Genomic DNA, 26,884 nt, shown 5'->3' on the forward strand with positions numbered 1-26,884 from the left:
CCGCCGCGCACCGCATCGCACCGTTGCGATACACCCCAACTCGTCCCCGTTTGGGGTCCCGTAGGACCCCGGAAACGAAATTTGCACGATACACGCGGTGCGTAAGATGCACAGCGCCCGTGCCGTCACCGCCTTGTGCGTTGGACCTTCCGCCGGCACCCGAACAGTTTGGAGACCGCGCCAGCATGCCGTCCCGGATACCCCCGGCCCACGCCAGGGCCGCACACACCCAGGACTCCGCCGGCACCGCGCCGCCCGAGGCGCCGCACAACGAGCAGCCCGAGGTGGGCGGCGGCTTCGTGACGGTGCTCGCGTTCTGCGGCATCGTCGTCTCGGTCATGCAGACGCTGGTCGTCCCGCTCGTCGCCGACCTGCCGAAGCTGCTGCACACCACGACGTCCAACGCGTCGTGGGTCATCACCGCGACCCTCCTCGCCGGCGCCGTCGCCACCCCCGTGATGGGGCGGCTCGGCGACATGTTCGGCAAGCGCCGCATGCTGATCGTGGCCCTGGGCCTGCTCGTCGTCGGCTCGCTGATCTGCGCGCTCACCTCCGACCTCGTCCTCATGGTGATCGGCCGGGCCGTCCAGGGCGGCGCGATGGGCGCGATCCCGCTGGGCATCAGCATCATGCGCGACGAACTGCCGCCGAAGCGGCTCGGCTCCGCGATGGCGCTGATGAGCTCCTCGCTCGGCATCGGGGGCGCGCTGGGGATGCCGGCCGCCGCGTTCGTCGCGCAGCACAGCGACTGGCATGTCCTGTTCTTCGGTTCGGCCGGGCTCGGCGCGATCGCGGTCGTCCTGGTCCTGCTGGCCGTCCCCGAGTCGGCGCTGCGCTCGCCCGGCCGGTTCGACATCGCCGGCGCCATCGGTCTGTCGGCCGGGCTGGTCGCCCTGCTGCTGCCCATCACCAAGGGCAGCGACTGGGGCTGGGGCAGCCCCACCACGCTCGGGCTGCTCGGCGCGGCCGTCGTGATCCTGGTCGGCTGGGGCTTCCTCGAACTGCGTACGTCCAATCCGCTGGTGGACCTGCGCACCACCGCGCGCCGCCAGGTGCTGCTGACCAACCTCGCCTCGATCCTGGTCGGTTTCTCCTACTACGTGATGTCGCTGGTCTTCCCCCAGTTGCTCGAATTGCCCAAGGCCACCGGATACGGGCTCGGCCAGTCGATGGTCGTCGCGGGGCTGTGCGTCGCCCCGATGGGCGCGGCGATGATGCTCGTGTCGCCGCTGTCCGCCCGTATCAACACGACCCGGGGGCCGAAGGTCTCGCTGATGGCGGGGCTCGTCGTGATCGGCGCGGGGTACGGCGGCGGGATGGCGATGCTGCACTCCGTCTGGCAGATCGCCATCTGCTCGGCGGTCATCGGCACGGGCGTGGGGATCGCGTACTCGGCGATGCCGACGCTGATCATCAGCGCCGTGCCGGCCGGGGAGACCGGCGCGGCCAACGGGCTCAACACCCTGATGCGGTCGATCGGAACGTCCACGTCCAGTGCGGTGGTGGGCGTGATCCTGGCGCGCCAGACGACGCGGCTGGGGTCGGTGGAGGTGCCGGACATGACCGCGTTCCGGACGGCCGTCGGGGTCGCCTGCGCCGCCGCGGTCCTGGGGCTGCTGATCGCCTTCTTCCTCCCGGCCCGGCGGGCGGCGGCCGTGGCCGCCGCCACGGTCACGGCCGACCCCATCGAGGCGGCGGTCCCGGCGGAGGCGGTGGGCGATGCGACGACCGTCGCGAACACGGCGACCATCGCGGACGCGCCGGCCTCCCCGGATTCGGCGGCCGAGGCCGCTCCCCCGGCCGGCCGCGTGATCCACGGCCGGGTCCTCGGCCCGGACGCCGCGCCGGTGCCGGGCGCGGCGGTCACGCTGATCGACACGGCGGGCCGGCAGCTCGGCCGTACGCTCAGCGACGGCGGCGGCCGGTACTCCGTGCCCGCCCCCGAGGCCGGTTCCTTCGTGGTCATCGGCTCGGCCGCGGGCCACCGGCCGCGCGCCACCACCCTGTCGGTGGCCGACGGGCCCGTGGCCTGCGAGCTGCTGCTGGACGGCGGGGACGGCGTGAACGGGACCGTACGGACCGCGGGCGGGCCGGTGCTGGCCGGAGCGGCGGTCACCGCGACCGACGCCCGCGGCGAGGTGGCGGCCTCGGCGGTGACGGGCGACGACGGCGCCTTCGGCCTGCCGCAGCTGGCCCCCGGCCCGTACGCGCTGACGGTCTCCGCCGCCGACCACCGCCCGTACGCCGTCCAGGTCGAGATCACCGGCGGCGCGACGCAGCGGATCGACGTCGAGCTGCCCTCCGCGGTCACGGTGCGCGGCACCGTACGGGACCGGGGCGGGCGTCCCCAGGAGGACGCCCGCGTGTCCCTGCTCGACGCGGCGGGCGACGTCGTCGCGCGGTGTGTGACGGACGAACGCGGCGGCTTCGCCTTCACCGACCTCGCCGATGGCCAGTACACGGTGCTGACCTCCGGGTACGCCCCCGCCACCACCCCGATCACGCTCCCCGCCGGCCCGGACCCGACCGCCGTCCGCCAGGTCGACTTCCTGCTGACCCACGGCTGACGGCCGCTGGCTCACGGCTGACGGTTGACAGCCGGGCTCGTACGGGCGACAGCCGACCGGCCCGTACGAGCCGCCGGGCGAGCCGCCATACGGGCCACCTTGCGAGCCGCCTTACGAGCCGCCGCGCGGCGGGCGGCCCCAGGTGCTGCCCAGGTGCTGCCCTGATGCCTCCCCTGCCTCCCCCGTCCCCTCAGCCCCGCTGCCCACCAGCCCCATTCACGGCGCCGCGCCGGGGCAGTAGCGTCGGGGCATGGCTGACGTACACCGGTCCGTTGCGGACACGTCCCCCGAGGAGCCCGACGCGGGGTGGGGGGCCGAACCCCGTGCCTGGGGCTGGGTGTTCGGGGCGCGGGAGGTGGACGAGCCGGAGCACGGACCGGCTCTCTACACCGACTTCGAGAAGGACTGGGACGCGCAGCTCGCGATGATCCATCAGTGGGCGGAGCGCAACGGGTACGCCCGGCCGGGGTACGACATGTGGTCCGTCCTGCGGCCGTCCGGCGGGATCGCGGCGTTCCTGCGGAGTGAGGGCATCCGGGTGCTGGTCATCCCGGGCGCCGGCATCCGCGACCGGATGCGGGCCACCTGGGAGGACTGGCCCAGCACCATGGCCGAGTTGGAGTCGGCGGGGGTCGTCGTGGAGATCGCCGAGTAGCACGGTCCAACGGTCCGTGCCGCCGATCCCCGTCCGAGCGGCTGTCATCCGAGCGGCTGTCACCGGCGATAAATGAGTACCGCGTGGCCGCGGGTGCCGGAATACTGCGCGGATGCCCCCTGAGACGCCCGCGCTGCTTCGCCCTCATGCCCTGGTTTCCGGAGATCTCGTCGCCATCGCGGCGCTGTCCGGGCCGCTCCAGGAGAGTCAAGTTCCGGGACTCGAACGGGCGGTGGCCACGCTTGAGCGCATGGGGTTCCGGGTGCGCTGCTCGCCGCTGCTGGAGGCCGGGCGGAGGCACTGGTGGAGTTCGGCCCCGCTGGCGGAGATCGCGGAGGAGTTCAACGGTCTGCTGCGGGACCCGGACGTGCGCGCGGTGATCGCGCACGACGGCGGGCAGACCGTACTCGGCTACCTCGACCTGATCGACGTCGAGGCGATCGCGGCCGACCCCAAGCCGATTCTCGGGTACAGCGACATCTCCCTGCTGCATCTGGTGCTTCACTCGCGCACGGGCCTCGTCGGTTTCCACGCCGATGTGGCCACGCCCGGCCTCGGCGAGGCGTGGCAGGCCGCGCCCGCCGCGCGCAGGCAGGTGCTGGAGGATCTGTATTCGGCGCTGCTGACCGGCTCGGAGCCGATCGGCGGCCTGCCGACCGGGCCGTCGTGGGAGTGCTGGCGTGCCGGACGCGCCGAAGGGCCGCTGGTCGGCGGGGTCCTCAATCGCATCGTACGGACCCAGGCGACGCGGTTCGCGCTGCCGCTCGACCGGTTCGACGGCGCGGTGCTGTTCTGGGAGGAGTTGGGCGGCGAGGCGTCATGGGTCTGGAGCGACCTCCAGGTGCTGCGGCACTGCGGCGTCCTCGACCGGATCGCGGGCATGGTCGTCGGCGTGCCGACGGCGATCGGCGGACTGGGCCCGGCCGACGACGCGCCGACCCTCCCCGAGATCATTCTCGATGTCCTCGGCGACCGCGACATCCCGGTACTGGGCAATGTCGACTTCGGGCACGCCGGGCCGAACCTCCCGATGCCGGTGGGCATCCGCGCCGGTCTCGACGCGGGACAGCGGACGCTGTCACTGCTCGAACCGGCGGTCCGGCCGCGCGGGGCGTCGACACCGGTCGGCTGACCCGACCGGCTTGGCGGCCCTTCGCCCTCGCACGCGACTGGCGGAGGGGGCAGGGAACCCTCGCGCGCTGCCGACGGGGTCAGGAAGCGGAGCCCGGCGCCGGGAGGATCTGCCGCGCCACCTTCCCCGGATGGCGCGGATTGTTGCGCCACTCGCGCGGGTAGCCGATCGAGACCTCCACGAAACGGACCCCGTTGTAGTACGTGGTGCGCGGGATGTGCAGGTGCCCGTACACGACGGCCGCGGCCCGGAAGCGGGTGTGCCAGTCGGCGGTGCGCTCCGTGCCGCACCACTGCGCGAACTCGGGGTAGCGCAGCACGTCGGTGGGCTGCCGTACCAGCGGGAAGTGGTTGACCAGGACGGTCGGCAGCCCGGGGTCGATCGCGGCGAGCCGCCGCTCGGTCTCGGCGACGCGCGCGCGGCACCAGGCGTCGCGGGTCGGGTACGGGTCGGGGTGCAGCAGCATCTCGTCGGTGCACACGACCCCGGCGTCGTACGCCTGCTTCAGCGACTGCTCCTTGGTGGCCGCCGTGGGGGTGCGGAACGTGTAGTCGTACAGCACGAAGAGGGGGGCGACGACGACGGGGCCGCCGGGGCCGGACCACACCGGGTAGGGGTCCTCCGGGGTGTGCACCCCGAGGCCGCGGCAGATCTCCACGAGGCGGTGGTAGCGGGCCTCGCCGCGCAGTTGGACGGGGTCCTTGGGCACGGTCCACAGCTCGTGGTTGCCGGGGGCCCAGACCACCTGCGCGTACCGCTCGCTCAGCGTCTTCAGCGACCACTCGACGTCGGCGAGCTGCTCGCCGACGTCGCCCGCGACGATCAGCCAGTCGGCGGGGTCGTCGGGGCGCAACTCCTCGACGATGCGCCGGTTGTCCTGGTGCGCGATGTGCAGATCGCTGATGCCCATGAGCTTTCCTTGACGCATCAGCCGAGGGTACGTCGGCGGCGCGCCCAGCAGTAGTCCCGATCTCCGGACCGCGCCCGGACGGTCTCCGGCCCTCGCCCGCCCCGGGGGCCGCGCCCCGCTCCCCGAACGGCAGCTCCCCGGGCGCGCCCCGCTCTCCGGGCCGCGCCCTGTACACGACCTGCGCACGCCGCTACAACGGGTGAGGGCCCGGTAGCACCGACGACCCAATCCGCCAACGACCTCCGGGCCCGCGGAGGCAGCGATGCGCAGGATCGCGATCGTCGGCGCCGGGCAGGCCGGGCTGCAACTGGCCCTGGGGCTGCGGGCCGAGGGCTACGAGGTGACGGTGGTGTCGGCCCGTACGGCGGAGGAGATCCGCGCCGGGCGGGTGCTGTCCACGCAGGTGATGTTCGGGCCGGCGCTCGCCCTGGAGCGGGCGGCCGGGCTGAACTTGTGGGAGGAGCAGGCGCCCAGGATCGACGGGCTGGACCTCTGCTTCGCCGCCGAGCCCGGCATCCCGTCCCTCTCCTTCTCCACGTCGTTCGACGGGGCCGCCCAGTCGGTGGACCAGCGGATGAAGATGGCGCGCTGGCTGGAGCTCTTCGAGGAGCGCGGCGGGCGCGTCGAGCACCGCGCGGTCCCGGCCGACGGCCTCGGCGCCCTCGCCGCCGAGTACGACCTCACGCTCGTCGCCGCCGGGCGGGGCGACCTCGCGGAGGTCTTCACGCGCGACGAGCGGCACAGCCCGTTCGACGCGCCGCGGCGCGTCCTGGCCTGCGTCTATCTGCACGGCGTGACGCCCGCCGAGCGGCCCGCGGACGCGGTAGGTCCGCGCATGCGGGTGCTCACGTCACGCGGGGCGGGCGAGTGCATAGTGATGCCCGCGCTCACCATGAGCGGCCCGTGCGACATCCTGCTCTGGGAGGCCGCGCCCGGAGGTCCGTACGACTGCTGGCAGGACCGCCCCGGCGCCGAGGCGCTCACCGGGCGGTCGCTGGAGCTGATGCGTACGCACGCGCCCTGGGAGTACGAGCGATTCGCGGCCGCGAAGCCGACGGACGCGCAGGCCACGCTGTTCGGGTCCATCACGCCGACCGTCCGTCACCCGGTCGCCGAGGTCGGGCCCGGCTCGTACGTGCTGGGCATGGCCGACACGGTCGTCGTCAACGACCCGATCGCGGGGCAGGGCGCCAACAACGCGGCGCACTGCGCCGCGAGTTATCTGCGCTCGATCCTCGACCACGGGGAGCAGCCCTTCGACCGGCCGTGGATGCAGGGCGCCTTCGCGGCATTCTGGGAGCGGGCGCGGCACTCGTCGGCGTTCAGCAATCTGATGCTCGAACCGCCCGAGTACGTGGCGCGGGCCCTGGACGCCGCGTCCCGGCACCCCGAGGTCGCCCACCGCCTCGCCGGCGTCTACGTCGACCCCTTCGACGCCCCGGAGTGGATCATGGACCCGGAGCGCACCGCGGCCTATCTCGCGGCGGTCGGGCAGCCCTGACGCGCGGCGCCCTTCACAGCGGTCTGCCGGCCCTGACGCGCAGCGCCCTCCACAGCGGTCGGGCGGCCCTGACCGGCGGCGCCCTCCACAGCGGCCGGGCGGCCCCGAAAGGCGCGATGTACGCTGGTGAGCGGCAGCGATCACCGCCGCCCGCATCCGTGCGGCGGCCGCCGCCACGGCGGTGGGGCCCGCCGTACCGAACCGCGGCACGGACGCCGCCAACGGTCCCTACTTGCGATGGAGCGCGTCCGGAGCCGGAGCCACGGCCCGGCCGGACGCCCGGCGAGTAGGAGGCATGCCCATGGGCCAGTCACGGCCCCCGGCGGTGGACGGACCCAGCGATTCCGTGCACCCCGATGAGCCCGTAAACCTCGTCGAGTCCGGCGAGCCCGTCAATGACTACGTCGAGCCCGTCGATCCCGACATCGCCCCGCCCGTGCGGAACCGCGACCCGAGCGCCCGCGCCCGCGGGCAGCTCCCGGTCGTCTGCGCCGTGTCCGTCGGCGGCGGCGTCGGCGCGGCGGCCCGGTATGGCGCGTCCCTGCTGTGGCCCACGGAGGCGGGCGCGTTCCCCTGGACGACGTTCTGCGTCAATGTGGCCGGCTGCGCGGTGATCGGCGTCTTCCTGGTGCTGGTCACCGAGGCGTGGGCCGCCCACCCGCTCGTACGGCCCTTCTTCGGGACCGGTGTGCTCGGCGGCTTCACCACCTTCTCCACCTACGCCGTGGACATCCAGCGCCTGGTGGACGGCGGCCGCGCCGCTACCGGCCTCGCCTATCTGGCCACCACCCTGCTCGCTGCCCTGGCGGCGGTCTGGGCCGCGGCACGGCTGACCCGCCGGGCGATCACGGATAGCGGCCGAAGGACACACGGCAGGACACGGCCGGAGGCCGGCACGAGTCAAAGCCATGCAGAGGAAGGCCGGGCGAAGCAAAGCCACACGAAGCAAGGCCACACGAAGGAGGGCCGTCCGTGAACTGGCTGCTGGTCGTCGTCGGGGCCATGGCCGGGGCCCCGCTGCGCTATCTCACCGACCGGAGCGTGCAGCGCCGCCACGACTCGCTCTTCCCGTGGGGCACCTTCACCGTCAACGTGGTGGGCTGCCTGGTGCTGGGGCTGGTGACGGGGGCCGTGACGGCCGGGGCCGCCTCCTCCGCGGCGCAGGCGCTGCTCGGCACGGGGCTGTGCGGGGCGCTGACGACGTACTCGACGTTCTCGTACGAGACGCTGCGGCTGGCCGAGACCGGGGCGCGGTTCTTCGCAGTCGTGAACGCCGTCGCCAGTGTCGTCGCCGGGCTCGGGGCCGCCTTCACGGGGGCCGCGCTCGCCCAGGCGCTGTGGAGCTGAACAACCGCCCAGGGACCAGCGGGGCCACCGTGCCGAGGACCCCCAACTCCCGTCCCGAAACGTCCCGTTAACAGGAATTTACCGGTGAGAAACGCCACAGGGCCGATTCGCTGCGGTGGGTAGTGGAGCCGTCGCCGACAGGTAGATGGTAGCTACAGGCAACCTCCTGTACCCGTGGCGAAAGAAGTTGATCGCTGTGTGTGGCATCACTGGCTGGATCTCCTACCGACGTGATCTGACGGCTCACCAGGAGTCCGTGGACGCCATGACCGAGACGATGTCCTGCCGGGGACCCGACGCCCAGGGCTCCTGGGTCACCCCGCGCGCCGCCCTCGGCCACCGCCGGCTCGCCGTCATCGACCTCCCCGGCGGAGCGCAGCCCATGGAGGCGCGCACCGAGAACGGCACGGTCGCGATGGTGTACTCCGGCGAGGCGTACAACTACGTCGAGCTGCGCGACGAACTGCGCCGCCGCGGCCACCGGTTCGAGACCGACTCCGACACCGAGGTCGTGCTCCGCGGCTACCTGGAGTGGGGCGAAGAGCTCCCCGACAAGCTCAACGGCATGTACGCCTTCGCCATCTGGGACCCGCGGACCGAGAAGCTCGTCATGATCCGCGACCGGATGGGCATCAAGCCCTTCTACTACTACGAGACCGACGACGGCGTCCTGTTCGGCTCCGAGCCGAAGGCGATCCTGGCCAACCCGCTGGCCGCCCCCGTGGTCGGCGCGGACGGGCTGCGGGAGATCTTCTCCTTCACCAAGACCCCCGGCTTCGCCATCTGGGACGGGATGCGCGAACTGCGCCCCGGTCACCTGGCCGTACTCGACCGCAACGGCCTGCGCGAGCGCGCGTACTGGAAGCTGGAGGCCACCGAGCACACCGACAGCAAGGAGGCCACCGTCGCGCACGTGCGCGAGCTGCTGGAGGACATCATCGCCCGGCAGCTGGTGGCCGACGTGCCGCGCTGCTCCCTGCTCTCCGGCGGGCTCGACTCGTCCGCGATGACGGCGCTCGCCGCCAAGCAGCTCGGCGCGCAGGGCGAGACCGTGCGCAGCTTCGCCGTCGACTTCCCCGACCAGGCCGAGAACTTCCGGGCCGAGGACATCGCCCCCACGCAGGACACCCCCTTCGTGCACGCCGTCAAGGACCACGTGAACTGCGACCACAGCGACATCGTGCTGGACGGCACGGCGCTGTCCGACCCCGCCGTGCGCCGGGCCGCCGTCGGCGCGCGCGACCTGCCGGTCGGGCTCGGCGACCGCGACAACTCCCTCTATCTGCTGTTCGCCGCGATCCGCGAGCAGTCCACGGTGGCGCTGTCGGGCGAGTCGGCGGACGAGGTGTTCGGCGGCTACCCGTGGTTCCACGACGAGCGCGCCAAGGCGGACGTCTTCCCGTGGATGGCCAAGGGCTCGATACTCGACCTCTCGGGCGCCCTCTCCGGCGAGCTCACCGAGAGCCTCGGCCTGCGGACCTATCTGAACGACAGCTACGCCTCGGCGGTCGCCGAGGCCCCGCTCAAGGACGGCGAGAGCGGCCACGAGAAGCGCATGCGGCAGGTCTGCTACCTGCACCTGACGCGCATGGTGCAGACGCTGCTGGACCGCAAGGACCGGATGAGCATGGCGGTGGGGCTGGAGGTCCGGGTCCCGTTCTGCGACCACCGCCTCGTCCAGTACGTCTTCAACACCCCCTGGTCGCTGAAGACGTTCGACGGCCGGGAGAAGAGCATCCTGCGCGAGGCCACCCGCGATCTGCTGCCGGACTCCGTCGTCCAGCGCAAGAAGAGCGGCTACCCCGGCAGCTTCGACCCCCGCTACGTCGCCGCCATCCAGTCCCAGACCATGGACCTCCTCTCCTCGGGCCACCCGGCCCTGGACCTCTTCGACCAGGGCCAGGTCCGCGCCGCGGCGACCGCCGACAAGGCGACGATCACCTCGCAGGAGCGCACCCGCATGGAGCGCGCGCTCGACGTGGCCACCTGGTTCGACCTGCACAAGCCGGAGATCAAGGTGAACTGACGCCCCTGGGGCGGCTGGTGACGGCCCGGTTCTCCGGCGTACGCGCCGGGGCCGGGCCGCCCGCGCTTCCGGCGCGGGAAGCGGACGCCGGTGCACGTAAGGTAAAAGCGTGCAAACGATCGAATACCGCCCCATCTCCCGCTGGTGGCAGTGGTGCGCCGCCGTCGCGTCCGCCGCGGGCGTGTTCTCCTTCTGCTGGGTCACGTTCGTGCTCGGCTGGGGAGCGCTCGGCGAGCACGTCGCCGAGCGGCCGCGCGGCAGCGCGCAGAACCAGGTCGCCGTACTGCTCCTCATCGGGCTGATCATCGCGGTCCCCGCACTCGTGGGCTACAACTTCACCGCCGGCCGCACCCGCCTCCGACCCGACGGCATCCGGACGAGCACCCCGCTGCGGCGCCGTTTCGTTCCCTGGCACGACATCCAGAGCATCTCCGCCGACGTGCAGCAGGACGGGGTCCCCTGGCGCCGCGGCATCCCCCTCTACCGGATCCGGGTGACGCTGAAGGGCGGCGAGACCTTCTGCCTGCCCGCGCCCGCGGGCGGCGAGTTCGACTCCGCCCTGGAGGCCGCCAAGGGCGAGATCATCGGCCGCTGGAAGGCGGCGACGGCTTCCAGCCGGTAGGGCCGCGCCCCCTCACAGCCCCGCCCCCGCCCCCTCCGCGGCGTGCAGGTGCTCCAGCAGTACGCGCCTCAGCTCGCGGGCCGAGCGGGGCGGGGCGACGTCCTTGCGGTGGGCGACGGCGATGGTGCGGCGCATGTCCTCGGCGGGGTCAAAGGGCGTGACGCGCAGCCCCGAGCGGGCGGCCACCATGCCGGGGACGACCGCGAGCCCGAGCCCGGCGCGTACGAACCCCAGTACCGCGTCCATCTCGCCGCCCGCCACGGTGAACGACGGCTCGAACCCCGCGGCGCGGCACGCCGCGATGGTGAATTCCCGCAGGTCGTAGCCGCGGCGGAACATGACCATGGGGTGGCCCTGGAGGTCCGCGACGCGCAGCGGCGCGGGGGCGGGGGCCGGGGAGACGAAGGAGGAGACGGCGACGAGGTCCTCGCGGAGCAGTTCGGTGGCGGCCAGGGCGGGGGCGCCGCCCGCGAGCGGCGTGATGATGAGGGCGAGATCGAGTCCGCCGGCGGCCAGGGTCCGTACGAGGTCCTGCGAGCCGCCCTCGTCGACGAGCAGCTCGATGCCGGGGTAGCGGGCGTGGTACGCGCGCAGCACGTCCGGCACCAGGCTCGCGCACAGGCTCGGCGGCGCGCCGAGGCGCACCCGGCCGCGCCGCAGCTGGGCGACTTCCTGCACCTCGCGGTGGGCGGTCTCGGTGTCGGCGAGGATCTGGCGGGCCAGCGGCAGCAGCGCCTCGCCCGCGTCGGTGAGGGTGATGTTGCCGCGGGCGCGGTGGAAGAGGTCCGCGCCCAGCTCCCGCTCCAGCGCGCGGATCTGCTGGGACAGCGACGGCTGGGCCACGTGCAGCCGCTCCGCGGCGTGGGTGAAGTGGCGGGTCTCGGCCACGGCGGCGAAGTAGCGGAGCTGGTGGAGCTGCATCCGTCCAGCATAGAAGCTGCATAGGCAATGGCTATGGAAACGAGCTTCACCATGTCTTGGACGGATCGGTGGCCGCTCCGTAGCGTCGATGTCCATGGCACTGGCGACTCGGCCGGATCGAAGTGATCAACGGCCGCCCCACAAGAATCGGCCGCCCCGCAAGAATCGAGAGCCTCAGAAGGATCAAGGGCTCCAGAAGAAGCAGGGGCCCCGGAAGGCGTCCCTCATCCGCTCCATATGGCGCTCGACCATCGGCAAGAAGGCCGTCATGGCCGTCACGGGCCTGGTCATGCTGGCGTTCCTGGTCGCCCACATGCTGGGCAACCTCAAGATCTTCTTCGGCTCCGGCGACTTCAACGGGTACGCGCACTGGCTGCGCACCATCGGCGAGCCCGTCCTGCACTACGAGTGGTTCCTGTGGATCGCCCGCATCGGCCTGGCGGCGTCCGTCGTGCTGCACGCCGTGGCCGCGTACCAGCTCAGCCGCCGCGACATCGCGGCCCGCCCCGCGAAGTACGAGCGCAAGCGGCGGCGCGCCAGCTACGCGACCCGCACGATGCGCTGGGGCGGCGTCATCCTCGGCCTGTTCATCGTCTGGCACCTGCTCGACCTCACGACGCTGACCGTCAACCCGCGCGCCGAGGCCGGCCACCCGTACGAGAACGTCGTGGCGTCCTTCCGCACCTGGTACAGCGGCGCCGTCTACATCGTGGCGATGCTCGCCCTCGGGCTGCACATCCGGCACGGCTTCTGGAGCGCCGCCCAGACGCTCGGCGCGGGCAGCGCCCGCCGCGACCGGCTGTTCAAGGCTCTGGCCAACGGCCTGGCCACACTCCTCACCTGCGGGTTCATCGCCGTGCCCGTGGCCGTCATGACGGGAGCCGTGAGCTGACATGACCGACAGCAACGGAAACAAAGAACACACGGACCAGAGCGATACCACCGGCTTCGCGCCCTACGCCGAGTACGCACTCGGCGCGCCCGTAGCCGACAGCGCGGCGCCCGACGGGCCGATCGCCGACCGCTGGGACCGCCGCCGCTTCGAGGCCAAGCTCGTCAACCCCGCCAACCGCCGCAAGCACACCGTCATCGTGGTGGGCACCGGGCTCGCGGGCGGCGCGGCCGGGGCGACCCTGGCCGAACAGGGCTACCACGTCGTGCAGTTCTGCTACCAGGACTCGCCGCGCCGCGCCCACTCCATCGCCGCCCAGGGCGGCATCAACGCCGCCAAGAACTACCGCAACGACGGCGACTCCATCCACCGCCTCTTCTACGACACCGTCAAGGGCGGCGACTTCCGGGCCCGCGAGTCCAACGTCCACCGCCTCGCCCAGGTCTCGGTCGAGATCATCGACCAGTGCGTGGCGCAGGGCGTGCCGTTCGCCCGCGAGTACGGCGGGCTGCTCGACACCCGCTCCTTCGGCGGCGTCCAGGTCTCGCGGACGTTCTACGCGCGCGGCCAGACCGGACAGCAGCTGCTGCTCGGCGCGTACCAGGCGCTCAGCCGCCAGATCGGCGCGGGCACCGTGGAACTGCACCCGCGCACCGAGATGCTGGACCTGATCGTGGTGGCCGGGCGGGCGCGCGGCATCGTCGCCCGCGACCTGGTCACAGGCCGTATCGACACCTATTTCGCGGACGCCGTGGTGCTCGCCTCCGGCGGCTACGGCAACGTCTTCTACCTGTCGACCAACGCCATGAACTCCAACGCCACCGCCGTCTGGCGGGCCCACCGGCGCGGCGCGTACTTCGCCAACCCCTGCTTCACCCAGATCCACCCCACCTGCATCCCGCGCACCGGCGACCACCAGTCCAAGCTGACGCTGATGAGCGAGTCGCTGCGCAACGACGGCCGCATCTGGGTGCCCAAGGCCAAGGGCGACACCCGCCCGGCCGCGCAGATCCCCGAGGACGAGCGCGACTACTACCTGGAGCGGATCTACCCCGCCTTCGGCAACCTCGTGCCGCGCGACATCGCCTCCCGCGCCGCCAAGAACGTCTGCGACGAGGGGCGCGGCGTCGGCCCCGGCGGGCAGGGCGTCTACCTCGACTTCGCGGACGCCATCGCGCGGATGGGCCGGGCCGCCGTCGAGGAGAAGTACGGCAACCTCTTCGACATGTACGAGCGGATCACCGCCGAGGACCCGTACGAGGTCCCGATGCGGATCTACCCCGCCGTGCACTACACGATGGGCGGGCTCTGGGTCGACTACGACCTCCAGACCACCGTGCCGGGCCTCTTCGCGATCGGCGAGGCCAACTTCTCCGACCACGGCGCGAACCGGCTCGGCGCCTCGGCCTTGATGCAGGGCCTGGCCGACGGCTACTTCGTGCTGCCGTCCACCATCAACGACTACCTCGCCCGCAATCCGCACCGCGCGGACGAGGACGGCGTGGACGCCGAGCACCCCGCCGTGCAGGAGGCCGTCGCCGACACCGAGGACCGGCTCAACCTGCTGCTGGCCGTGGACGGCGACCGCACCCCCGACTCCTTCCACCGCGAACTCGGCGAGATCATGTGGGAGTTCTGCGGCATGGCCCGTACGGAAGCGGGCCTGCGCAAGGCGCTCGAACTGATCCCGCGGCTGCGCGACGAGTTCTGGCGGCGCATCAAGGTGCCCGGCACCGGCGAGGAGTTCAACCAGTCGCTGGAGAAGGCCAACCGGATCGTCGACTACTTCGAACTCGCCGAGCTGATGTGCCTGGACGCGCTGCACCGCGCCGAATCCTGCGGCGGCCACTTCCGCGAGGAGTCCCAGACCCCGGACGGCGAGGCCGCGCGGCAGGACGAGGAGTTCTCGTACGCGGCGGCCTGGGAGTTCCGCGGTACCGGCACGCCGCCCGTCCTGCACAAGGAAGACCTCGTCTTCGAGTACGTACACCCCACCCAGCGGAGCTACGCATGAAGCTCACCCTGCGCGTCTGGCGCCAGCACGACCCCGAGGCCGCGGGCGCCATGGCCGTCTACGAGGTCGACGGGATCTCCGCCGACATGTCGTTCCTGGAGATGCTCGACACGCTCAACGAGGAGCTGATCCTCAAAGGCGAGGACCCCGTGGCCTTCGACCACGACTGCCGCGAGGGCATCTGCGGCGCGTGCAGCCTCGTCATCAACGGCGAGGCGCACGGCCCGGAGCGGACCACGACCTGCCAGCTTCACATGCGGGCCTTCCGCGACGGCGACACCATCGACGTCGAACCGTGGCGCGCCGCCGCGTTCCCCGTCGTACGGGACCTGGTCGTGGACCGGTCCGCCTTCGACCGGGTCATCCAGGCCGGCGGCTACGTCTCCGTGCCGACGGGCGCCGCCCCGGAGGCGCACGCCACGCCCGTACCGAAGGCCGACGCCGATTTCGCCTTCGAGCATGCCGAGTGCATCGGGTGCGGGGCCTGTGTGGCGGCGTGCCCCAACGGGTCGGCGATGCTGTTCACTTCGGCGAAGGTCAACCATCTGAACGTCCTGCCGCAGGGCGCGCCGGAGCGCGAGGCGCGGGTTCTGGACATGGTGGAGGCGATGGACGCGGAGGGGTTCGGCGGCTGCACCAATACCGGTGAGTGCGCCACCGCCTGCCCCAAGGGGATTCCACTGCCGTCCATCGCGGCGATGAACCGGGAGTATCTGCGGGCGACGATGCGGGGGCGTTGACGGTCGGCCAGCGGTTTTAGGGGGCTCCCCGCTCCCCTTACGGGGCCGGGTACAGGAACTCCCCGATCACCCCCGGCGTAGCCGCGTCCGCGAAGTCCGCCGCCTCCACGGCGGACATGTCGCGGACGCGGTAGCCGTCCTCGCCGGCCGCCACGGCGGCCGTCGCCGTGACGAGGCCGGCGCGGCGGGAAAAGGGGGTGTCGGTGAAGGTCCAGGCCAGGACGGCGTTCCGGTCGAGGGTGACGGTGTCGCGGCTGAACGTGCCGGAGCGGATGAGCAGCCAGCGGCCGGTGATCGCGTGCCCGAGCGCGCGATAGGCGTCGTGGGCCAGGGCCCGTACGACCGGGACGGCCACCAGCGCGAAGCCCGCCGCGCAGTACAGGAGTACGGGCGTGAGCAGGGCGCCCAGCACGGCCAGGGAGAGGGTTACGGGCAGGACCACGCCGATCATGCCCCGGACCGTGCGGCGGCGCAGGGCCGGGCGGGGGTGCGGGGTCAGTTCGGCTGCCTCCGGCGGCGCGTCGGGGGCGAGCATGCCGCCGCGGACCCGTACCGCTTCCGCGCGCGTCGCGGGCGGGAGGACCACGCTGCGTCTGCGGTTCTCGTCGCGGTCGCCGAGGCCGCCGGCCACGGCTCGTACGGTCGCGCCGCCGCCCGCGCGCAGGAGCAGCGGCTCGCGGAGTACGACGCCGCGCAGGCGGGCGCGTTCGATGGAGACGGCGCGGGTGGTCAGCAGGCCGCGGCGGACGCCGAGGGTGGCGGAGTCGGTCCATTCCAGGCGGTAGTTCCACCAGTTCTCGACGTAGAGCACGACGGCGCCGACGCTGCCCACGGCCGCGATCGCGAGCAGGGCGAGCGGGATGGTGAGCCATAGGGCGCTGTTGCCGAAGTCCTCGAAGGCACGGCGCACGAAGCCGAATTGCCAGGGTTCGAGGCCCATTTCGTGCAGGACCCGGTAGGCGGCGCCGGCCACGGCGAAGACCCCGCCGAAGACCCAGAAGGTCAGCGGCGCGAAGCGCAGCCGGCGCGGGTCGAAGGAGGCCAGGACGGGTTCGGTGCGGCGGTCCGTACCGGCGCGGGCCAGGAGTTCGGCGCGCAGCCGCTCGGCGGCGGGGCGGGAGAGCGCCTCCAGGCGCAGTTCGCCGCCGTCGGAGCCGGCCGTTCCGGCGCGCAGCACGGTCACGCCGAAGAGCCGCTGCACGGGGTTGGCCGTGAGGTCGACGTTGCGGACGCGGTGCAGGGGGACAGTGCGGGAGCGCCGGGTGAACAGGCCGGTGCGCAGCTCGAAGGAGTCGGCGGTGACGCGGTATCGGGTACGGAGGCAGGTGACGAGCCCGGCCGCGGTGACGCACGCGAAGACGGCCGCGATGGCGCCGAGCGTGATCCAGGCGCGGGTGTCGAGACGGCCTCCGGTGGCCAGCGCGGTGAGGGCGAGGGAGCCCAGCGGCGCGCCGAGCCAGGAGCAGTGCACGGCGAGGGTGCGGGGGTCGAGGGTGCGCCAGGGGGCGCGGCCGGCGGTCGTTCGGGCGTCTCCGGGCGCCGGCCGGGCGGCGGCGGTCACGCGGCATCTCCCGGTACGAGCTGGGCGGCGGCGCCGACGCGGTCCGCGAGCGCTTCGGCGTCGGCGGCCCGCAGCCCGGCTATCGTCACGTCGCCCGCCGTGGAGGCGGTGGTGACGGTGACGGTGGCGAGCCCGAACAGCTGCTGGAGGGGGCCGCGTACGGTGTCGACGGTCTGCACGCGCGAGAGCGGGGCGATGCGCCGCTTGCGCCGGTACCAGCCGGCGGCCGCGTACACCGCCAGCTCCCCCACCTCCCAGGCGTGCACGCGGTAGCGCCACCGCGGCATGACCCACAGGTAGCCGAGGGCCGGTGCGACGAGGGCGACGAGCAGGAGCGGGCCGAGCCAGGGCAGCGCGCCGGGGAAGAAGAGCAGCGCGGAGGCGAGCAGGGCGGCGGCCGTGAGCAGCGCCGGACCGCTGAAGGTGAGCAGGGCCTGGAGGGTCCACCAGCGGCGGGCGCGCGGGTCGACGCGGTGGCGCGGCGGCCGGAGCACGGCCTGTGGGCGGTGTGGCGGTGTCCGGCGGTGTGGTGGTGTCTGCGCTGCCATCGTCGTCCCCGTAACCTTTCCAAGTCGCTCGTATTGTGTTGCCGACAAGCTATAGCAATACGAATGACTTGCAAAACGACGGAGCGGTGAGAGGACGGCAGACGCGTGCCCAAGCGGGTGGACCACGACGAACGGCGGCGGCAGATCTCCGAGGCGCTGTGGCGGATCGCCGCCACGCGCGGGCTCGACGGCGCGAGCCTGCGCGACGTCGCCGCCGAGGCCGGCATCTCGCTCGGCCGGCTCCAGCACTACTTCACCAGCAAGGACGAGATGTTCGTCTTCGCGCTGGAGTACATCAGCGGCCTCGGCGAACAGCGCATCCGCGAACGCGTCCAGGCGCTGCCCGGCGCCCCCGCGCCGCGCGACATCCTGCGCCACTGCCTGCTGGAGATGCTGCCCCTGGACGACGAGAGCCGCGCCGGGAACCTCGTACAGGTCGCCTACTTCGCGCGCGCCGTGCACGACGAGCGGATGCGCCGCCACGCCCAGGAGGGCGTCCCGGCGCTACGGGACTTCTTCGCCGCCCAGGTGCGGCACGCCGTGGAGCGCGGCGAGGTCTCCCCCGAGCGCGACCCGCAGGACGAGGCCATGCTGCTGATCGGGCTGGCCGACGGCCTCACGAGCTTCGCCCTGCTGGACGTGTACGCCCCCGCCGAGGCGCTGCGGCTGATCGACCGGCACCTGGCGGGGCTCTTCTCCTACAACTCCTCGCCGCGCAGCAACGGTTACAACTCCTCGCCGCGCAGCAGCGGTTCGAAGCGCTCGTAGGCGTCGAGGTCACGGAAGTGCCGGGCGTAGAGGTCGGCGTCGTGGCTGAGGTCCTCGTCCAGCACCGCGGCGACGTCGACGACGGCCCGCAGCCGCCAGCAGATCATCTCGCCGCGTTCGTTGAGGAAGGCCGCCTCGGCGCCGCGGCCGCGCTCCTCGGCGCGGAGCCGCGCCGTCGCCTCGTCCGGGGCGTGGATGAGCGCCACGTCCTCCCGGTACAGCGGCCGGCGGCCGGGGACGACGGCGGCCGACTCCATCAAAATGATCGCCACGTACATGGCGTGAGGGTCTCACGGGCGCGGCGAGGGAGCGCCCCTCACGTTCGCCGCGCCGCGCGATTGCGGCCGCCCGGGCCGCGGGTCAAGGCGCGCGCCAGTTCATCCAGCGCGTCCATCAGCAGCTCGGAACCGCGCACCGCGACGCCCTCGTCGCCCACCCGCGCCCGCCACTTGGCGAGCACCTCGCGCGGCTGCGACCAGTCCAGTTCCCGGCGCTCCCGGACGGCCGCGACGGCGTCCGGCAGCGCTGCGCGCAACGCCTCGACGAACTGCGCGGCGTCGTCGTTCGGTTCGGCGTCCTTGTCCGGCAGATGCGCCTCCATGAGCATCGTCACCCGGCCCATGGTGGTCAGCGCGGTCTCCGCCGAGCGCTCGGCGGAGCGCGAGAGCCCCCGGTGCCGTACGGGCTCCTTCTCGGCGCGGGCCGCGATCTGCTCCCAGGCGGCGCGGGCCGCGCGGGTGTCGAGCAGCGACTCCCGCACGCGGCGCGGCGGGCGGGCGGCGGGCTGCGCGAAGAGGCTGAGCACGGCGACGCTGTAGCGGCCGCTCGCCTCCAGCCATTCGGCGAGCCGGTCGCGCAGCCGGGGCGTCTCCCAGGCGGGGAAGAGCGCGTACGCGATCAGCGCGAGCACGCCGCCGAGCAGGGTCAGCGCCACGCGGGAGAGGACGGTCTGGGACCACTCGGTGCCCGCGATGCCGAGCAGGAAGACGACGTAGGCGCTGATGCACGCCGACAGGACGATGTAGCCGGTGCGCAGCAGCAGGTACTGGAGGGTCACGCTGAGCACGGCGAACACCGCGCACACGTACATTCCGGGGTGGACGAGCGCCATCACCGCGCCGCCGATCAGCACGCCCACGAGGGTGCCCATGAAGCGCGCGACGCCTCGCGAGTAGGTCTGCGCGAAGTCGGGGCGCATCACCATGACGGAGGCCATCGGCGCCCAGTAGCCGTGCCCCAGCGGCAGGTTGTGGCCCACGACGTAGCCGACGGAGGCGACGGCCGAGACCCGTACGGCGTGCCGGGCGACGGGCGAGGTCCAGCGGGCCTCGCGGCGCAGCGCCCGCAGCGCGACCGGTACGAACCCGGTCATCGTGGTCCGCCGCAGATGGCGCCGCCCCCCTTCGCCGACCGCGGGGGCGGCGACCTCGACCGGGCCGTCGGTGGAGTCCACGACGTCGCCGAGGAGGGCGATGAGCCGCAGCGCGCTGCGGCGGGCCGCGCCGTGCAGCACCGGCCCGGACTCGGGCACCTCCAGGACCGCCATCGCCTCGGCCGGCAGCCGCAGCGGCTTGCCCCACCGGATCGCGTGCGCGACCGCGTCCAGTACGGTCCCGGCGGCGCCCAGCAGGTCGCGGGCCCGGTCGCGTTCGGGCCCCTCGGCGGGCGCGCCCACCACGGGGTCGGCGAGCGAGGCGAGCACCGGCCGGACGCGCTCGGCCAGCCCCCGGTAGCCGCTCAACTGCTGGGGCCGCCGCTTGGCCTGACGAGGCGTCACAGCGGCGGCGCTGCGGGCGTCCATCAGCGGCTGCGGGTCGAAGGGGGCGACCGGGTCATGGCGGAGCCGGCGTGCGTAGTCGGCCTCGGCCGCCAGCGCGTCGGCGAGCGCGTCGCGCTGGATGCCCCAGGGTCTTATCGGGAACAGCACGATGAGCGCCGCCTGGACCAGGCCGCCGCAGGCGATCACGCCCGCGTGCTGGAGCGCGCCGAGAATCGAGGTCGGCAGCGTGACGGTGACCAGCATGACCGCGACCATCTGCGAGGCGACCAGCCCGGAGACCGGGCCGACGGCCCACGCCATGCCGGCCAGCAGCGTCCAGACGGCGAGCAGCACCGCGAACCCCACGGGGTGCGCCGCGACCAGATAGCCGAGGAACGTGCTGATCGCGAGCCCGGCCGCGACCGCGAGGGCGAGCACGGGGCGCGGCCGCCAGCTGCGCTGGAAGGTGGCGATGCCGGCCGAGAACGCGCCGAAGGCGGAGGAGACGGCGAGCGTCGGCGAGGCGAGCCACAGGGCGCCGCCGATGACGATCGCGACGCCGCACGCGCCGCGAATGGCGACGAGCGGCTCCAGCCTGGTCCGTTCGATCGTGAGCCCGCTGCGGGCCGTCTCCTTCAGTGCGCTGGACCAGGTCATGATCCGAGAATACGGGTCCGGCCCAGGTCAAACGGAATCATCACGTCCACATCACGGGTCACGCACGTCCCGCCCACAGGGACCGCTGGGGCCGCTGGGGCCGTCTGGGACCGCTGGGGCCGCACACATCACTCTCGTCCGCCTCATCCGACTCACCCGGGCGCCGGACCGGCGTCCGGCAGCACCCCCGCCTCGTCCGCCGTCGCCGCCGACTCCCAGACCGTCTGGAACGCCAGGCGCAGGCAGCCGCCCAGCGCCGGGTGCTCGATGTAGAGCGTGGTGGAGGAGGCGGCGCCCGCCACCGGGTCGGGCATGTCGCAGAGCACCAGGGAGCCGTCGGCGATGATCAGCTTCAGCGGCAGCTCGGCGGCGAACCGTGCCTCCTCCCCGGCCGCGGCGAAGCTCCGTACGTTCGCGAGCACCGCGGCGTCGGCGAGCGCGCCGGTGGTGTAGACGGCGCGCACGGTGCCGCCCGCCCGGCGCAGCCGCCGGACCGCCTTGATGCCCTCGGCGTTCTTGATGCCCTCGGCGTCCTCGGCGGAGGCCAGCAGCGGCGGGCGGCAGAAGCTGAGGAGTTCGCGGCGAGCCTGGCGCTGGATGCCGGCGAACCGTTCGGCGATGGCCTTCGGGTCGCGGAGCACGTCGATGTAGTCGAGCGGGTCGGTGCGCGTGCGCCCGTCCGACCAGATCGGCTGGAGCGCCGCGGCCAGCCCCTCCGACACCCGCTCCAGCCGTTCCAGGGACTCGCGCTGAACCGCCATCAGCCGGGTCAGCGCCAGCTCGGGCGTGACGGCGGAGAACGTGGCCACCCGCCCCGGGCTCGTACTGGCGAGCCGCCGCCGGACCAGCGCGTCCAGCACGTCGTAGACCCGCTGGCGCGGCACGTCCGCCGCGCGGGCGACCTCCGCCGCGGTGTACGACTCGCGCGCGACCAGGGCGAGATAGACCCTCGCCTCGTACCGCGCCAGGCCGAGCGCGACCAGGTCGCCGACCGATCCCTCGTCCAACTCCATGACAGGACAAGGTATATGCCGAACGTTGCCTCGGGAGGGAAAGGCTTTGCCATAGTCCGGTAGCCCCTTGGGGCAGGTTTTCACTATTTTCAACGGGAGCCACCACTGAACGGGGTGGCACCCCCAGTGAACGTGCGCCAACCAAGGATCCGAGGGCGGCAGAGGAAATTCATCTTGTCATGCACTTGACATTTTGGAGATTCCACGCCAGGGCCGCCCACCGGACACCCCCCACCCCCCGGAGGGCAGTTCATTGCAAGAGAAGCGAGAGAAGCGAGAGAACCGCGTGAGAGCACTGGTGCGCCGCGGCGCACCGGCACTGCTGTCGGCAGCGGCCCTGGTCACCGGCGGCATGGTCGCCGCCACCCCGTCGTCCGCCGCGCCCGCGGGCGCGGCGCAGGACGCGACCCCCGCCGCCGTGCACACGCACCGGCTCTGCTCGGAGCCCAAACACCCCGGCGACATGGCGTGCAACGCCGTGGAGCGCACCGACGTGAAGCAGCACCGGGCGCTCGGCGCCAACGCCGCTCCGTCCGGCTTCGGGCCGAGCGATCTGCGCAGCGCGTACAACCTGCCCAAGTCGGGCGGTTCGAACGCGACGGTGGCGATCATCGACGCCCAGGACGACCCCAAGGCCGAGTCCGACCTGGCCGCGTACCGCAAGCAGTACGGGCTGCCCGCCTGCACCACCGCCAACGGCTGCTTCAAGAAGGTCGACCAGAACGGCGGCAAGAACTACCCGACGCCCGACGCCGGCTGGGCCGGCGAGATATCCCTCGACGTCGACATGGTCAGCGCGACCTGCCCCTCCTGCCACATCCTGCTGGTCGAGGCCAAGAGCGCGAGCATGGACGACCTGGGCGCGGCCGTGAACCAGGCGGTCAAGATGGGCGCCAAGTACGTCTCCAACAGCTACGGCGGCGGCGAGGACTCCACCGACCCGGCCTCCGACGCCAAGTACTTCAAGCACCCGGGCGTCGCCATCACCGTCAGCTCCGGCGACAGCGGCTACGGCGTCGAGTACCCGGCGTCCTCGCAGTACGTGACCGCCGTCGGCGGCACCTCGCTCAAGCACAGCGGCGGCGGCTCGCGCGGCTGGTCCGAGTCCGCGTGGGGCTCCTCCTTCGGCGGCCAGGGCGCGGGCTCCGGCTGCTCGAAGTACGGCAAGAAGCCGTCGTGGCAGAAGGACGACGGCTGCGCCAAGCGCTCCGTCTCCGACGTCTCCGCGGTCGCCGACCCGGCCACCGGCGTCGCCGTCTACAACACCTACCAGGCCAGCGGCTGGAACGTCTTCGGCGGCACCAGCGCCTCCGCCCCGATCATCGCCTCGGTCTACGCCCTCGCGGGCGCCCCGGGCTCGGGCGACACCCCGGCCTCGTACGCCTACGCGCACGCCAAGTCCCTCAACGACGTGACCACCGGCTCCAACGGCTCCTGCACCCCCGACTACCTGTGCAAGGCAGGCAAGGGCTACGACGGCCCCACCGGCCTCGGCACCCCGAACGGCACGGCGGCCTTCAAGAAGTGACCGCCTGAGCACCGTCACGGGCCCGGACCGATGCCGATCGGTCCGGGCCCGTCCGCAAGTCAGCACGTATCCGTGTGCACGTCGCGAACCGAACCGCATGCCGTCGAGGACAGCCCAACGGCCGGCCTTACTCCCGGCACAGGTCTGACATCGGATGTCGAGGGTCAGGCCGTAGACAGCGGGGGAAGCATCCCGGGTTCCCCCTTGAGGAAGGATTGCGGCACATCGCGCTCAGACAGCGATTCCCAGTTCGGTGCGGGTGCGGTGGACGAACTCACGGACGGCCGGCTCCCTGCGCCAGGGAGCCAGCGCGGTGTTGAATTCGCGGACATAGTCCTTGGCCCGGGAGGACTGGACGCGGGCGAGAATGTCCACGGACCGGTTGCCGAGTTCCAGCCCGTGGTCGAGGTCGCGGGCCTGGAGGTGAGCGGATCCGGCGATGGCGAGCCGCATCCCGACGGAGCGGGTGAACACGCCCGGCCGCATCGCGGCGGCCCGCTGATTCCAGCCGAGGGCGGCCTTGGGATTCTTCAGGTCCCGGAAGACTTCGGCGGCGTCCGCCGAGAGGCGGGCATGATGGTAGAAGTCGATCCAGGCAGGTTCGTCGCCGCTGTCGTCCTGTGCCTGACCCAGCAGGTCCTCGGAATGCTTCAGGGCCTGTGAAGCTGCCCTGGAATCGTTCCCGCGGGCATGCGCGCGGGCCTCGATCAGCTTGGCGAACGCCAACACCCGTGGCACGGTCTGGCCCTTGGACCGCTCAAAGGCGCCTTGGGCTATGTCCACGGCCTCGGGCACGAAGCCCCGCATCAACGTCTGCATGGCCATGGTGGTCAGCACATAGCAGCCCAACTGCACATCCCCTCCCGCACGCGCGAGGCGGAGGCCTTGGACGAAGTGCCGCTGGGCGGCACTGTGCGCGCCCACGTCGAAGGCCGTCCACCCGGCGAGTCGGGACAACTCCGCAGTGACGGAAAATAGCTCGCGGCCAATCCGGCTGGAGAAACTGCCCTTGAGCAGCGGGCCCGCGCGGCGGTCGAGACAGTCGTTGACAGAGTTGGCCTGCCAGTTCCCGCCGCCGTATTTGGAGTCCCAGCGGCGAGCGCCGTCGGCCGCCTCGCGCAGTTCGTCGAGGTCGGCACGGCCGACCCGCTGGCCGCCCTTGTGGTCGGCGGCCTCGTCGGCGGGGGCAACGAGCCATCTGGTGACGGGCGTGGTGAAAGCCGAGGCGGCGAAGCCGGATCCGGCCAGAAAGTCGCGGCGGTTCACGGAGCTCCAGAACGAAGTGGCGATACGGACAGCGTCGACGGGTTCTCGCGGGAAATCCAACCCCACATCTGCGTCGATCGCCTCCGCCTCGCCCATGCCGATCTCGCTCAAGTCGACGGACCGGCCGAGCCTCTCTCCGATGGCTTGCGACAACAGCTTGGGGACCGGCCATTTTGGCGTCATCCCACGCCTGCACCAGTTCGCCACGGATGTGTGTGAGTAGTCGGTCTCCATCCCGGCTCGGTGGGCCAATTGGTTGATGCGCAGCGCCAGGGACTTATGGCTCGCGCCGCAGGCTTCGACAAGCCGGACCAGATCAGTGTTGGGCGGACGGGTGCGGCGAGTGGTCAATGCCACGACCTTCTCCCTTGCCGGTGACCGGACCACAAACGACTCGAATTGAAGGTCGAGCACGAGCATCCGTACTAGGTGGAGTACAAGGTTCGCGCTCAGTGGTGACGAATAGTCCTAAGTGTTCCGCATGTTGGGGCACCGAGGATATTGCCTCGCCAGCTCGTGGAGAACCACGTCTGCGAGTTGTGAGCCCCCTTGTGGACCCTCCCAGCTCTGCATCTGAGCGGCCATGATGAGAATCCAGGCCGCTGGCGGAACTGGATGGATCTCCTTCCGGCACTACCGTCGCCAGGGCACCACATTCAGGGGTGAACCAGATATGCACGGAACCGGTGACCGATACGGGCAGTCACTCCGCCGTGAACTCGTACTGCAACTCGTGGAGGTGGCCGGCCATCACCATGACCGTGGCTTCGATGGGCCGCTCGTCGTCGCTGTAGACGACGCGCAGCGCGCGCAGCACGGGCAGCCCGCCGGGAAGCTTGAGGGCGCGGTACTGCTCCTGGGTGGGAATGCGCGCGGAGACACGGTCCACGCTCAGACGCGGCGGGAAGCCGAGTTCGGCGAGGAGTACGGGCGTGCCGCCCTTGATGCGGCGCTTCTCCGTGATGGCCGTTCCCCGGGCCAGGGACAACGGGTAGTAGGACGAGACCAGTACTACCGGCTCGTCATCGATGGAGAGGAGCTGGTGCCGCAGCAGAGCCGTCTCGCCGTCGACGAGGTTCAGGGCGTCCGCGACATCGGCGGGAGGCTGGGTTTCCGTCACGTCCAGCAGAGTGCTGCGCGCCGCCCTCGCACCGTGTTTCGTGGCCTCGGTGAGCCAGCGGTAGGCCGCCCCCGCACCCGCCGGAGCCATGTAGGAGGCGGGACGCATGGTCCGTTGCCGGTGTTCGCGTACGGTGACGGCCGCTCCGGCACGCCCGATGACGAGTCGCTCGTCCTTCAGCAGTTGCAGCGCCTTCTGGATGGTGGCGTTGGAGGCGTCGAACCTCGCCTTGAGCTGGACCGTGGAGGGCAGCTTGACTCCGGGAGGCAGGTCGCCGCACATGATCTCGTCCCGGAGATCGGAAGCGATCCGCTCGTGCAGCGAGCGCCGGTCGGGGAAACCTGTGTCGGTAGGCATGGTCATCCGATCCTGATCTCGTAGCGCAGCCGTTGCCGGTGGGCCGGCATCACCATCAAGTCGGCCTGGATCGGCCGGTCGTCCCCGTCCAGCGTGACCCTGCTCAGCCGGAGAACCGGCTCGTCCCGGCCCAGGCGGAGGGCTTCATGCTCGTCGGCGGTGGGCATGCGCGCGGTGACGTCTTCCCGGACTCGTACGCCGACGTGCCCGAGCTCGGCGAGGTGGGTTACGGCCCCGCCGGGGATCTTCCCTTTCCCCGCGAGCCGCGTACCGCGAGCGATGCTCGTCGGGTAGTGGGTGTCAGTCAGCTCGCAGGGTTCTCCGTCGAGTTGGATGACGCGGCGGCGCACGACCGCCGCGTCTCCGACAGCCACGCCGAGGAGGTCGGCCACTTCCTCCGATGCCGGCACTTCGCCGGCGTGCGTGATGCGCTGACCGCCTCTGCCCCCTCGGGCGGCGGCCTCCGCACCCCAGGCATCGGACTGCCCCTCCCGCCGCGGTGTCAGGTACGGCATCGAGGTGCTGACCCACGTGCTGTCGCTCACGGCGTCCTCCTGCGGGGCTGGGCGGCTTCGACCTTGCTGCTTTACACGATAAGCGACTCACTCAAGGTGACCACCCCTATCTTACCTTGCCGCTTTTCGCGAATAGCGATACGTTGCTCATGCTCACACAGCCCAGGATCAAGGCGGTGGTTCACCGTGCCCCTGTCACGGCAACGACGTTTCCCTCGCTCACGCGTCTCTGTGGGTGCCGCCCGCGACTTCGCCATAGCAACGCTCACGGAGTGGGGCATCGCCGACCGGCGAGACGACGTGCGGCTCTGCGTTTCCGAACTCGCCACCAACGCTCGTGCGCCATGAGGCGCTCTGTTGTATCCCCGGTCCAACCGGGAGGAACTGGAGGGAAGTTCTTGGGTCCGATGGCTTACCTGGGTCCGAAAGGCGAAGGGGACAATAGCATGCCAGGAAATCAACGAT

23 protein-coding genes are annotated in these 26,884 nt (G+C 72.0%); 13 read left to right on the plus strand and 10 right to left on the minus strand.

The window, feature by feature from the left end:
• Window positions 1-185 precede the first annotated feature (185 nt).
• The 3 genes from AB0I49_RS27925 (at window position 186) to AB0I49_RS27935 (ending at window position 4,354) form a co-directional block, all read left to right on the plus strand.
• Window positions 186-2,567, plus strand: coding sequence for an MFS transporter (locus tag AB0I49_RS27925; RefSeq protein ID WP_363229869.1), 2,382 nt, complete (start codon window positions 186-188; stop codon window positions 2,565-2,567).
• A gap of 250 nt (window positions 2,568-2,817) precedes the next feature.
• Window positions 2,818-3,222 carry a hypothetical protein gene (locus AB0I49_RS27930; RefSeq protein ID WP_363229870.1) on the plus strand — a complete coding sequence of 135 codons (405 nt, stop codon included), beginning with the start codon at window positions 2,818-2,820 and terminating at the stop codon, window positions 3,220-3,222.
• Between the two features lie 112 nt (window positions 3,223-3,334).
• Window positions 3,335-4,354, plus strand: a complete 1,020-nt coding sequence (locus tag AB0I49_RS27935) for an LD-carboxypeptidase (RefSeq protein WP_363229871.1) — start codon at window positions 3,335-3,337, stop codon at window positions 4,352-4,354.
• Between the two features lie 79 nt (window positions 4,355-4,433).
• Here the strand turns inward: AB0I49_RS27935 and AB0I49_RS27940 are convergent, their stop codons facing one another.
• Window positions 4,434-5,282: a metallophosphoesterase gene (locus AB0I49_RS27940; RefSeq protein ID WP_363229872.1), complete on the minus strand. Its 849-nt coding sequence runs from the start codon at window positions 5,280-5,282 to the stop codon at window positions 4,434-4,436.
• Window positions 5,283-5,526: 244 nt separating this feature from the next.
• On the opposite strand from AB0I49_RS27940, the gene AB0I49_RS27945 reads away from it, so the two are divergent.
• The 5 genes from AB0I49_RS27945 to AB0I49_RS27965 all read left to right on the plus strand — a co-directional run bounded on the left by AB0I49_RS27945 (window position 5,527) and on the right by AB0I49_RS27965 (window position 10,760).
• Window positions 5,527-6,765: a styrene monooxygenase/indole monooxygenase family protein gene (locus AB0I49_RS27945; protein WP_363229873.1), complete on the plus strand. Its 1,239-nt coding sequence runs from the start codon at window positions 5,527-5,529 to the stop codon at window positions 6,763-6,765.
• A gap of 424 nt (window positions 6,766-7,189) precedes the next feature.
• A complete protein-coding gene (gene crcB / locus AB0I49_RS27950) occupies window positions 7,190-7,741 on the plus strand; it encodes a fluoride efflux transporter CrcB (protein ID WP_363229892.1) in 552 nt (183 codons plus the stop codon).
• Window positions 7,738-8,112: a fluoride efflux transporter CrcB gene (crcB, locus tag AB0I49_RS27955; RefSeq protein WP_363229874.1), complete on the plus strand. Its 375-nt coding sequence runs from the start codon at window positions 7,738-7,740 to the stop codon at window positions 8,110-8,112. Before crcB (AB0I49_RS27950) ends, crcB (AB0I49_RS27955) begins: the two co-directional genes overlap by 4 nt.
• Window positions 8,113-8,308: 196 nt before the next feature.
• Window positions 8,309-10,138, plus strand: a complete 1,830-nt coding sequence (asnB, locus tag AB0I49_RS27960; protein WP_363229875.1) for an asparagine synthase (glutamine-hydrolyzing) — start codon at window positions 8,309-8,311, stop codon at window positions 10,136-10,138.
• A 109-nt stretch (window positions 10,139-10,247) separates the two neighbouring features.
• Complete coding sequence (locus AB0I49_RS27965) at window positions 10,248-10,760, plus strand: PH domain-containing protein (protein WP_363229876.1); 513 nt, start codon at window positions 10,248-10,250, stop codon at window positions 10,758-10,760.
• Window positions 10,761-10,772: 12 nt separating this feature from the next.
• Here the strand turns inward: AB0I49_RS27965 and AB0I49_RS27970 are convergent, their stop codons facing one another.
• Window positions 10,773-11,681: a LysR substrate-binding domain-containing protein gene (locus AB0I49_RS27970; protein ID WP_363229877.1), complete on the minus strand. Its 909-nt coding sequence runs from the start codon at window positions 11,679-11,681 to the stop codon at window positions 10,773-10,775.
• 226 nt (window positions 11,682-11,907) lie between these two features.
• On the opposite strand from AB0I49_RS27970, the gene AB0I49_RS27975 reads away from it, so the two are divergent.
• From AB0I49_RS27975 to AB0I49_RS27985, 3 genes are read left to right on the plus strand one after another with little or no spacing between them, the layout of a single operon-like run.
• Window positions 11,908-12,573 (plus strand): succinate dehydrogenase cytochrome b subunit, encoded by a 666-nt coding sequence (locus tag AB0I49_RS27975; protein ID WP_363229893.1) that lies wholly within the window; start codon window positions 11,908-11,910, stop codon window positions 12,571-12,573.
• A gap of 1 nt (window position 12,574) precedes the next feature.
• Window positions 12,575-14,587, plus strand: a complete 2,013-nt coding sequence (locus AB0I49_RS27980; protein WP_363229878.1) for a fumarate reductase/succinate dehydrogenase flavoprotein subunit — start codon at window positions 12,575-12,577, stop codon at window positions 14,585-14,587.
• Window positions 14,584-15,327: a succinate dehydrogenase/fumarate reductase iron-sulfur subunit gene (locus tag AB0I49_RS27985; protein ID WP_363229879.1), complete on the plus strand. Its 744-nt coding sequence runs from the start codon at window positions 14,584-14,586 to the stop codon at window positions 15,325-15,327. The genes AB0I49_RS27980 and AB0I49_RS27985 overlap by 4 nt, the downstream gene beginning before the upstream one ends.
• 37 nt (window positions 15,328-15,364) lie before the next feature.
• On the opposite strand, the gene AB0I49_RS27990 is transcribed toward AB0I49_RS27985, so the two are convergent.
• Window positions 15,365-16,888, minus strand: a complete 1,524-nt coding sequence (locus tag AB0I49_RS27990) for a PH domain-containing protein (protein WP_363229880.1) — start codon at window positions 16,886-16,888, stop codon at window positions 15,365-15,367.
• Window positions 16,885-17,436 (minus strand): PH domain-containing protein, encoded by a 552-nt coding sequence (locus AB0I49_RS27995; protein ID WP_363229881.1) that lies wholly within the window; start codon window positions 17,434-17,436, stop codon window positions 16,885-16,887. Before AB0I49_RS27995 ends, AB0I49_RS27990 begins: the two co-directional genes overlap by 4 nt.
• Window positions 17,437-17,541: 105 nt before the next feature.
• Between AB0I49_RS27995 and AB0I49_RS28000 the strand changes: the two genes are divergently transcribed.
• The gene (locus tag AB0I49_RS28000) at window positions 17,542-18,204 is read left to right on the plus strand and encodes a TetR/AcrR family transcriptional regulator (protein ID WP_363229882.1); all 663 of its coding nucleotides are present in this window, start codon (window positions 17,542-17,544) and stop codon (window positions 18,202-18,204) included.
• Here the strand turns inward: AB0I49_RS28000 and AB0I49_RS28005 are convergent.
• The 3 genes from AB0I49_RS28005 to AB0I49_RS28015 form a co-directional block, all read right to left on the minus strand.
• Complete coding sequence (locus AB0I49_RS28005) at window positions 18,162-18,482, minus strand: DUF4288 domain-containing protein (RefSeq protein WP_363229883.1); 321 nt, start codon at window positions 18,480-18,482, stop codon at window positions 18,162-18,164. The genes AB0I49_RS28000 and AB0I49_RS28005 overlap by 43 nt on opposite strands.
• 38 nt (window positions 18,483-18,520) lie before the next feature.
• On the minus strand, window positions 18,521-20,620 hold the full coding sequence (locus tag AB0I49_RS28010; protein WP_363229884.1) for an FUSC family protein: 2,100 nt from the start codon (window positions 20,618-20,620) through the stop codon (window positions 18,521-18,523).
• Window positions 20,621-20,772: 152 nt separating this feature from the next.
• Window positions 20,773-21,633, minus strand: a complete 861-nt coding sequence (locus AB0I49_RS28015; protein ID WP_363229885.1) for a helix-turn-helix domain-containing protein — start codon at window positions 21,631-21,633, stop codon at window positions 20,773-20,775.
• Window positions 21,634-21,985: 352 nt separating this feature from the next.
• Between AB0I49_RS28015 and AB0I49_RS28020 the strand changes: the two genes are divergently transcribed.
• Window positions 21,986-23,161 (plus strand): S53 family peptidase, encoded by a 1,176-nt coding sequence (locus AB0I49_RS28020; RefSeq protein ID WP_363229894.1) that lies wholly within the window; start codon window positions 21,986-21,988, stop codon window positions 23,159-23,161.
• 231 nt (window positions 23,162-23,392) lie between these two features.
• Here the strand turns inward: AB0I49_RS28020 and AB0I49_RS28025 are convergent, their stop codons facing one another.
• The 3 genes from AB0I49_RS28025 to AB0I49_RS28035 all read right to left on the minus strand — a co-directional run bounded on the left by AB0I49_RS28025 (window position 23,393) and on the right by AB0I49_RS28035 (window position 26,449).
• Entirely contained in the window at window positions 23,393-24,784 is a 1,392-nt protein-coding gene (locus AB0I49_RS28025; RefSeq protein WP_363229887.1) for a sporulation protein, read from the minus strand.
• 346 nt (window positions 24,785-25,130) lie between these two features.
• Window positions 25,131-25,910 carry a GntR family transcriptional regulator gene (locus tag AB0I49_RS28030; protein ID WP_363229888.1) on the minus strand — a complete coding sequence of 260 codons (780 nt, stop codon included), beginning with the start codon at window positions 25,908-25,910 and terminating at the stop codon, window positions 25,131-25,133.
• The gene (locus AB0I49_RS28035) at window positions 25,907-26,449 is read right to left on the minus strand and encodes a UTRA domain-containing protein (protein WP_363229889.1); all 543 of its coding nucleotides are present in this window, start codon (window positions 26,447-26,449) and stop codon (window positions 25,907-25,909) included. The genes AB0I49_RS28030 and AB0I49_RS28035 overlap by 4 nt, the downstream gene beginning before the upstream one ends.
• Window positions 26,450-26,884 lie beyond the last annotated feature (435 nt).

Source organism: Streptomyces sp. NPDC050617 (assembly GCF_040654795.1).
Classification (GTDB): domain Bacteria; phylum Actinomycetota; class Actinomycetes; order Streptomycetales; family Streptomycetaceae; genus Streptomyces.

Excerpts from the sequence above, each read along its gene's own strand:
- AB0I49_RS27980 (WP_363229878.1), top strand. The coding sequence starts at position 12,575 with ATGACCGACAGCAACGGAAACAAAGAACACACGGACCAGAGCGATACC.
- AB0I49_RS28010 (WP_363229884.1), bottom strand. The coding sequence starts at position 20,620 with ATGACCTGGTCCAGCGCACTGAAGGAGACGGCCCGCAGCGGGCTCACG.
- AB0I49_RS27940 (WP_363229872.1), bottom strand. The coding sequence starts at position 5,282 with ATGCGTCAAGGAAAGCTCATGGGCATCAGCGATCTGCACATCGCGCAC.
- AB0I49_RS28005 (WP_363229883.1), bottom strand. The coding sequence starts at position 18,482 with ATGTACGTGGCGATCATTTTGATGGAGTCGGCCGCCGTCGTCCCCGGC.
- AB0I49_RS27930 (WP_363229870.1), top strand. The coding sequence starts at position 2,818 with ATGGCTGACGTACACCGGTCCGTTGCGGACACGTCCCCCGAGGAGCCC.
- AB0I49_RS27925 (WP_363229869.1), top strand. The coding sequence starts at position 186 with ATGCCGTCCCGGATACCCCCGGCCCACGCCAGGGCCGCACACACCCAG.
- AB0I49_RS27970 (WP_363229877.1), bottom strand. The coding sequence starts at position 11,681 with ATGCAGCTCCACCAGCTCCGCTACTTCGCCGCCGTGGCCGAGACCCGC.
- AB0I49_RS27945 (WP_363229873.1), top strand. The coding sequence starts at position 5,527 with ATGCGCAGGATCGCGATCGTCGGCGCCGGGCAGGCCGGGCTGCAACTG.
- AB0I49_RS27995 (WP_363229881.1), bottom strand. The coding sequence starts at position 17,436 with ATGGCAGCGCAGACACCACCACACCGCCGGACACCGCCACACCGCCCA.
- AB0I49_RS28015 (WP_363229885.1), bottom strand. The coding sequence starts at position 21,633 with ATGGAGTTGGACGAGGGATCGGTCGGCGACCTGGTCGCGCTCGGCCTG.
- AB0I49_RS28020 (WP_363229894.1), top strand. The coding sequence starts at position 21,986 with ATGGTCGCCGCCACCCCGTCGTCCGCCGCGCCCGCGGGCGCGGCGCAG.
- AB0I49_RS28030 (WP_363229888.1), bottom strand. The coding sequence starts at position 25,910 with ATGACCATGCCTACCGACACAGGTTTCCCCGACCGGCGCTCGCTGCAC.
- AB0I49_RS27985 (WP_363229879.1), top strand. The coding sequence starts at position 14,584 with ATGAAGCTCACCCTGCGCGTCTGGCGCCAGCACGACCCCGAGGCCGCG.
- AB0I49_RS27935 (WP_363229871.1), top strand. The coding sequence starts at position 3,335 with ATGCCCCCTGAGACGCCCGCGCTGCTTCGCCCTCATGCCCTGGTTTCC.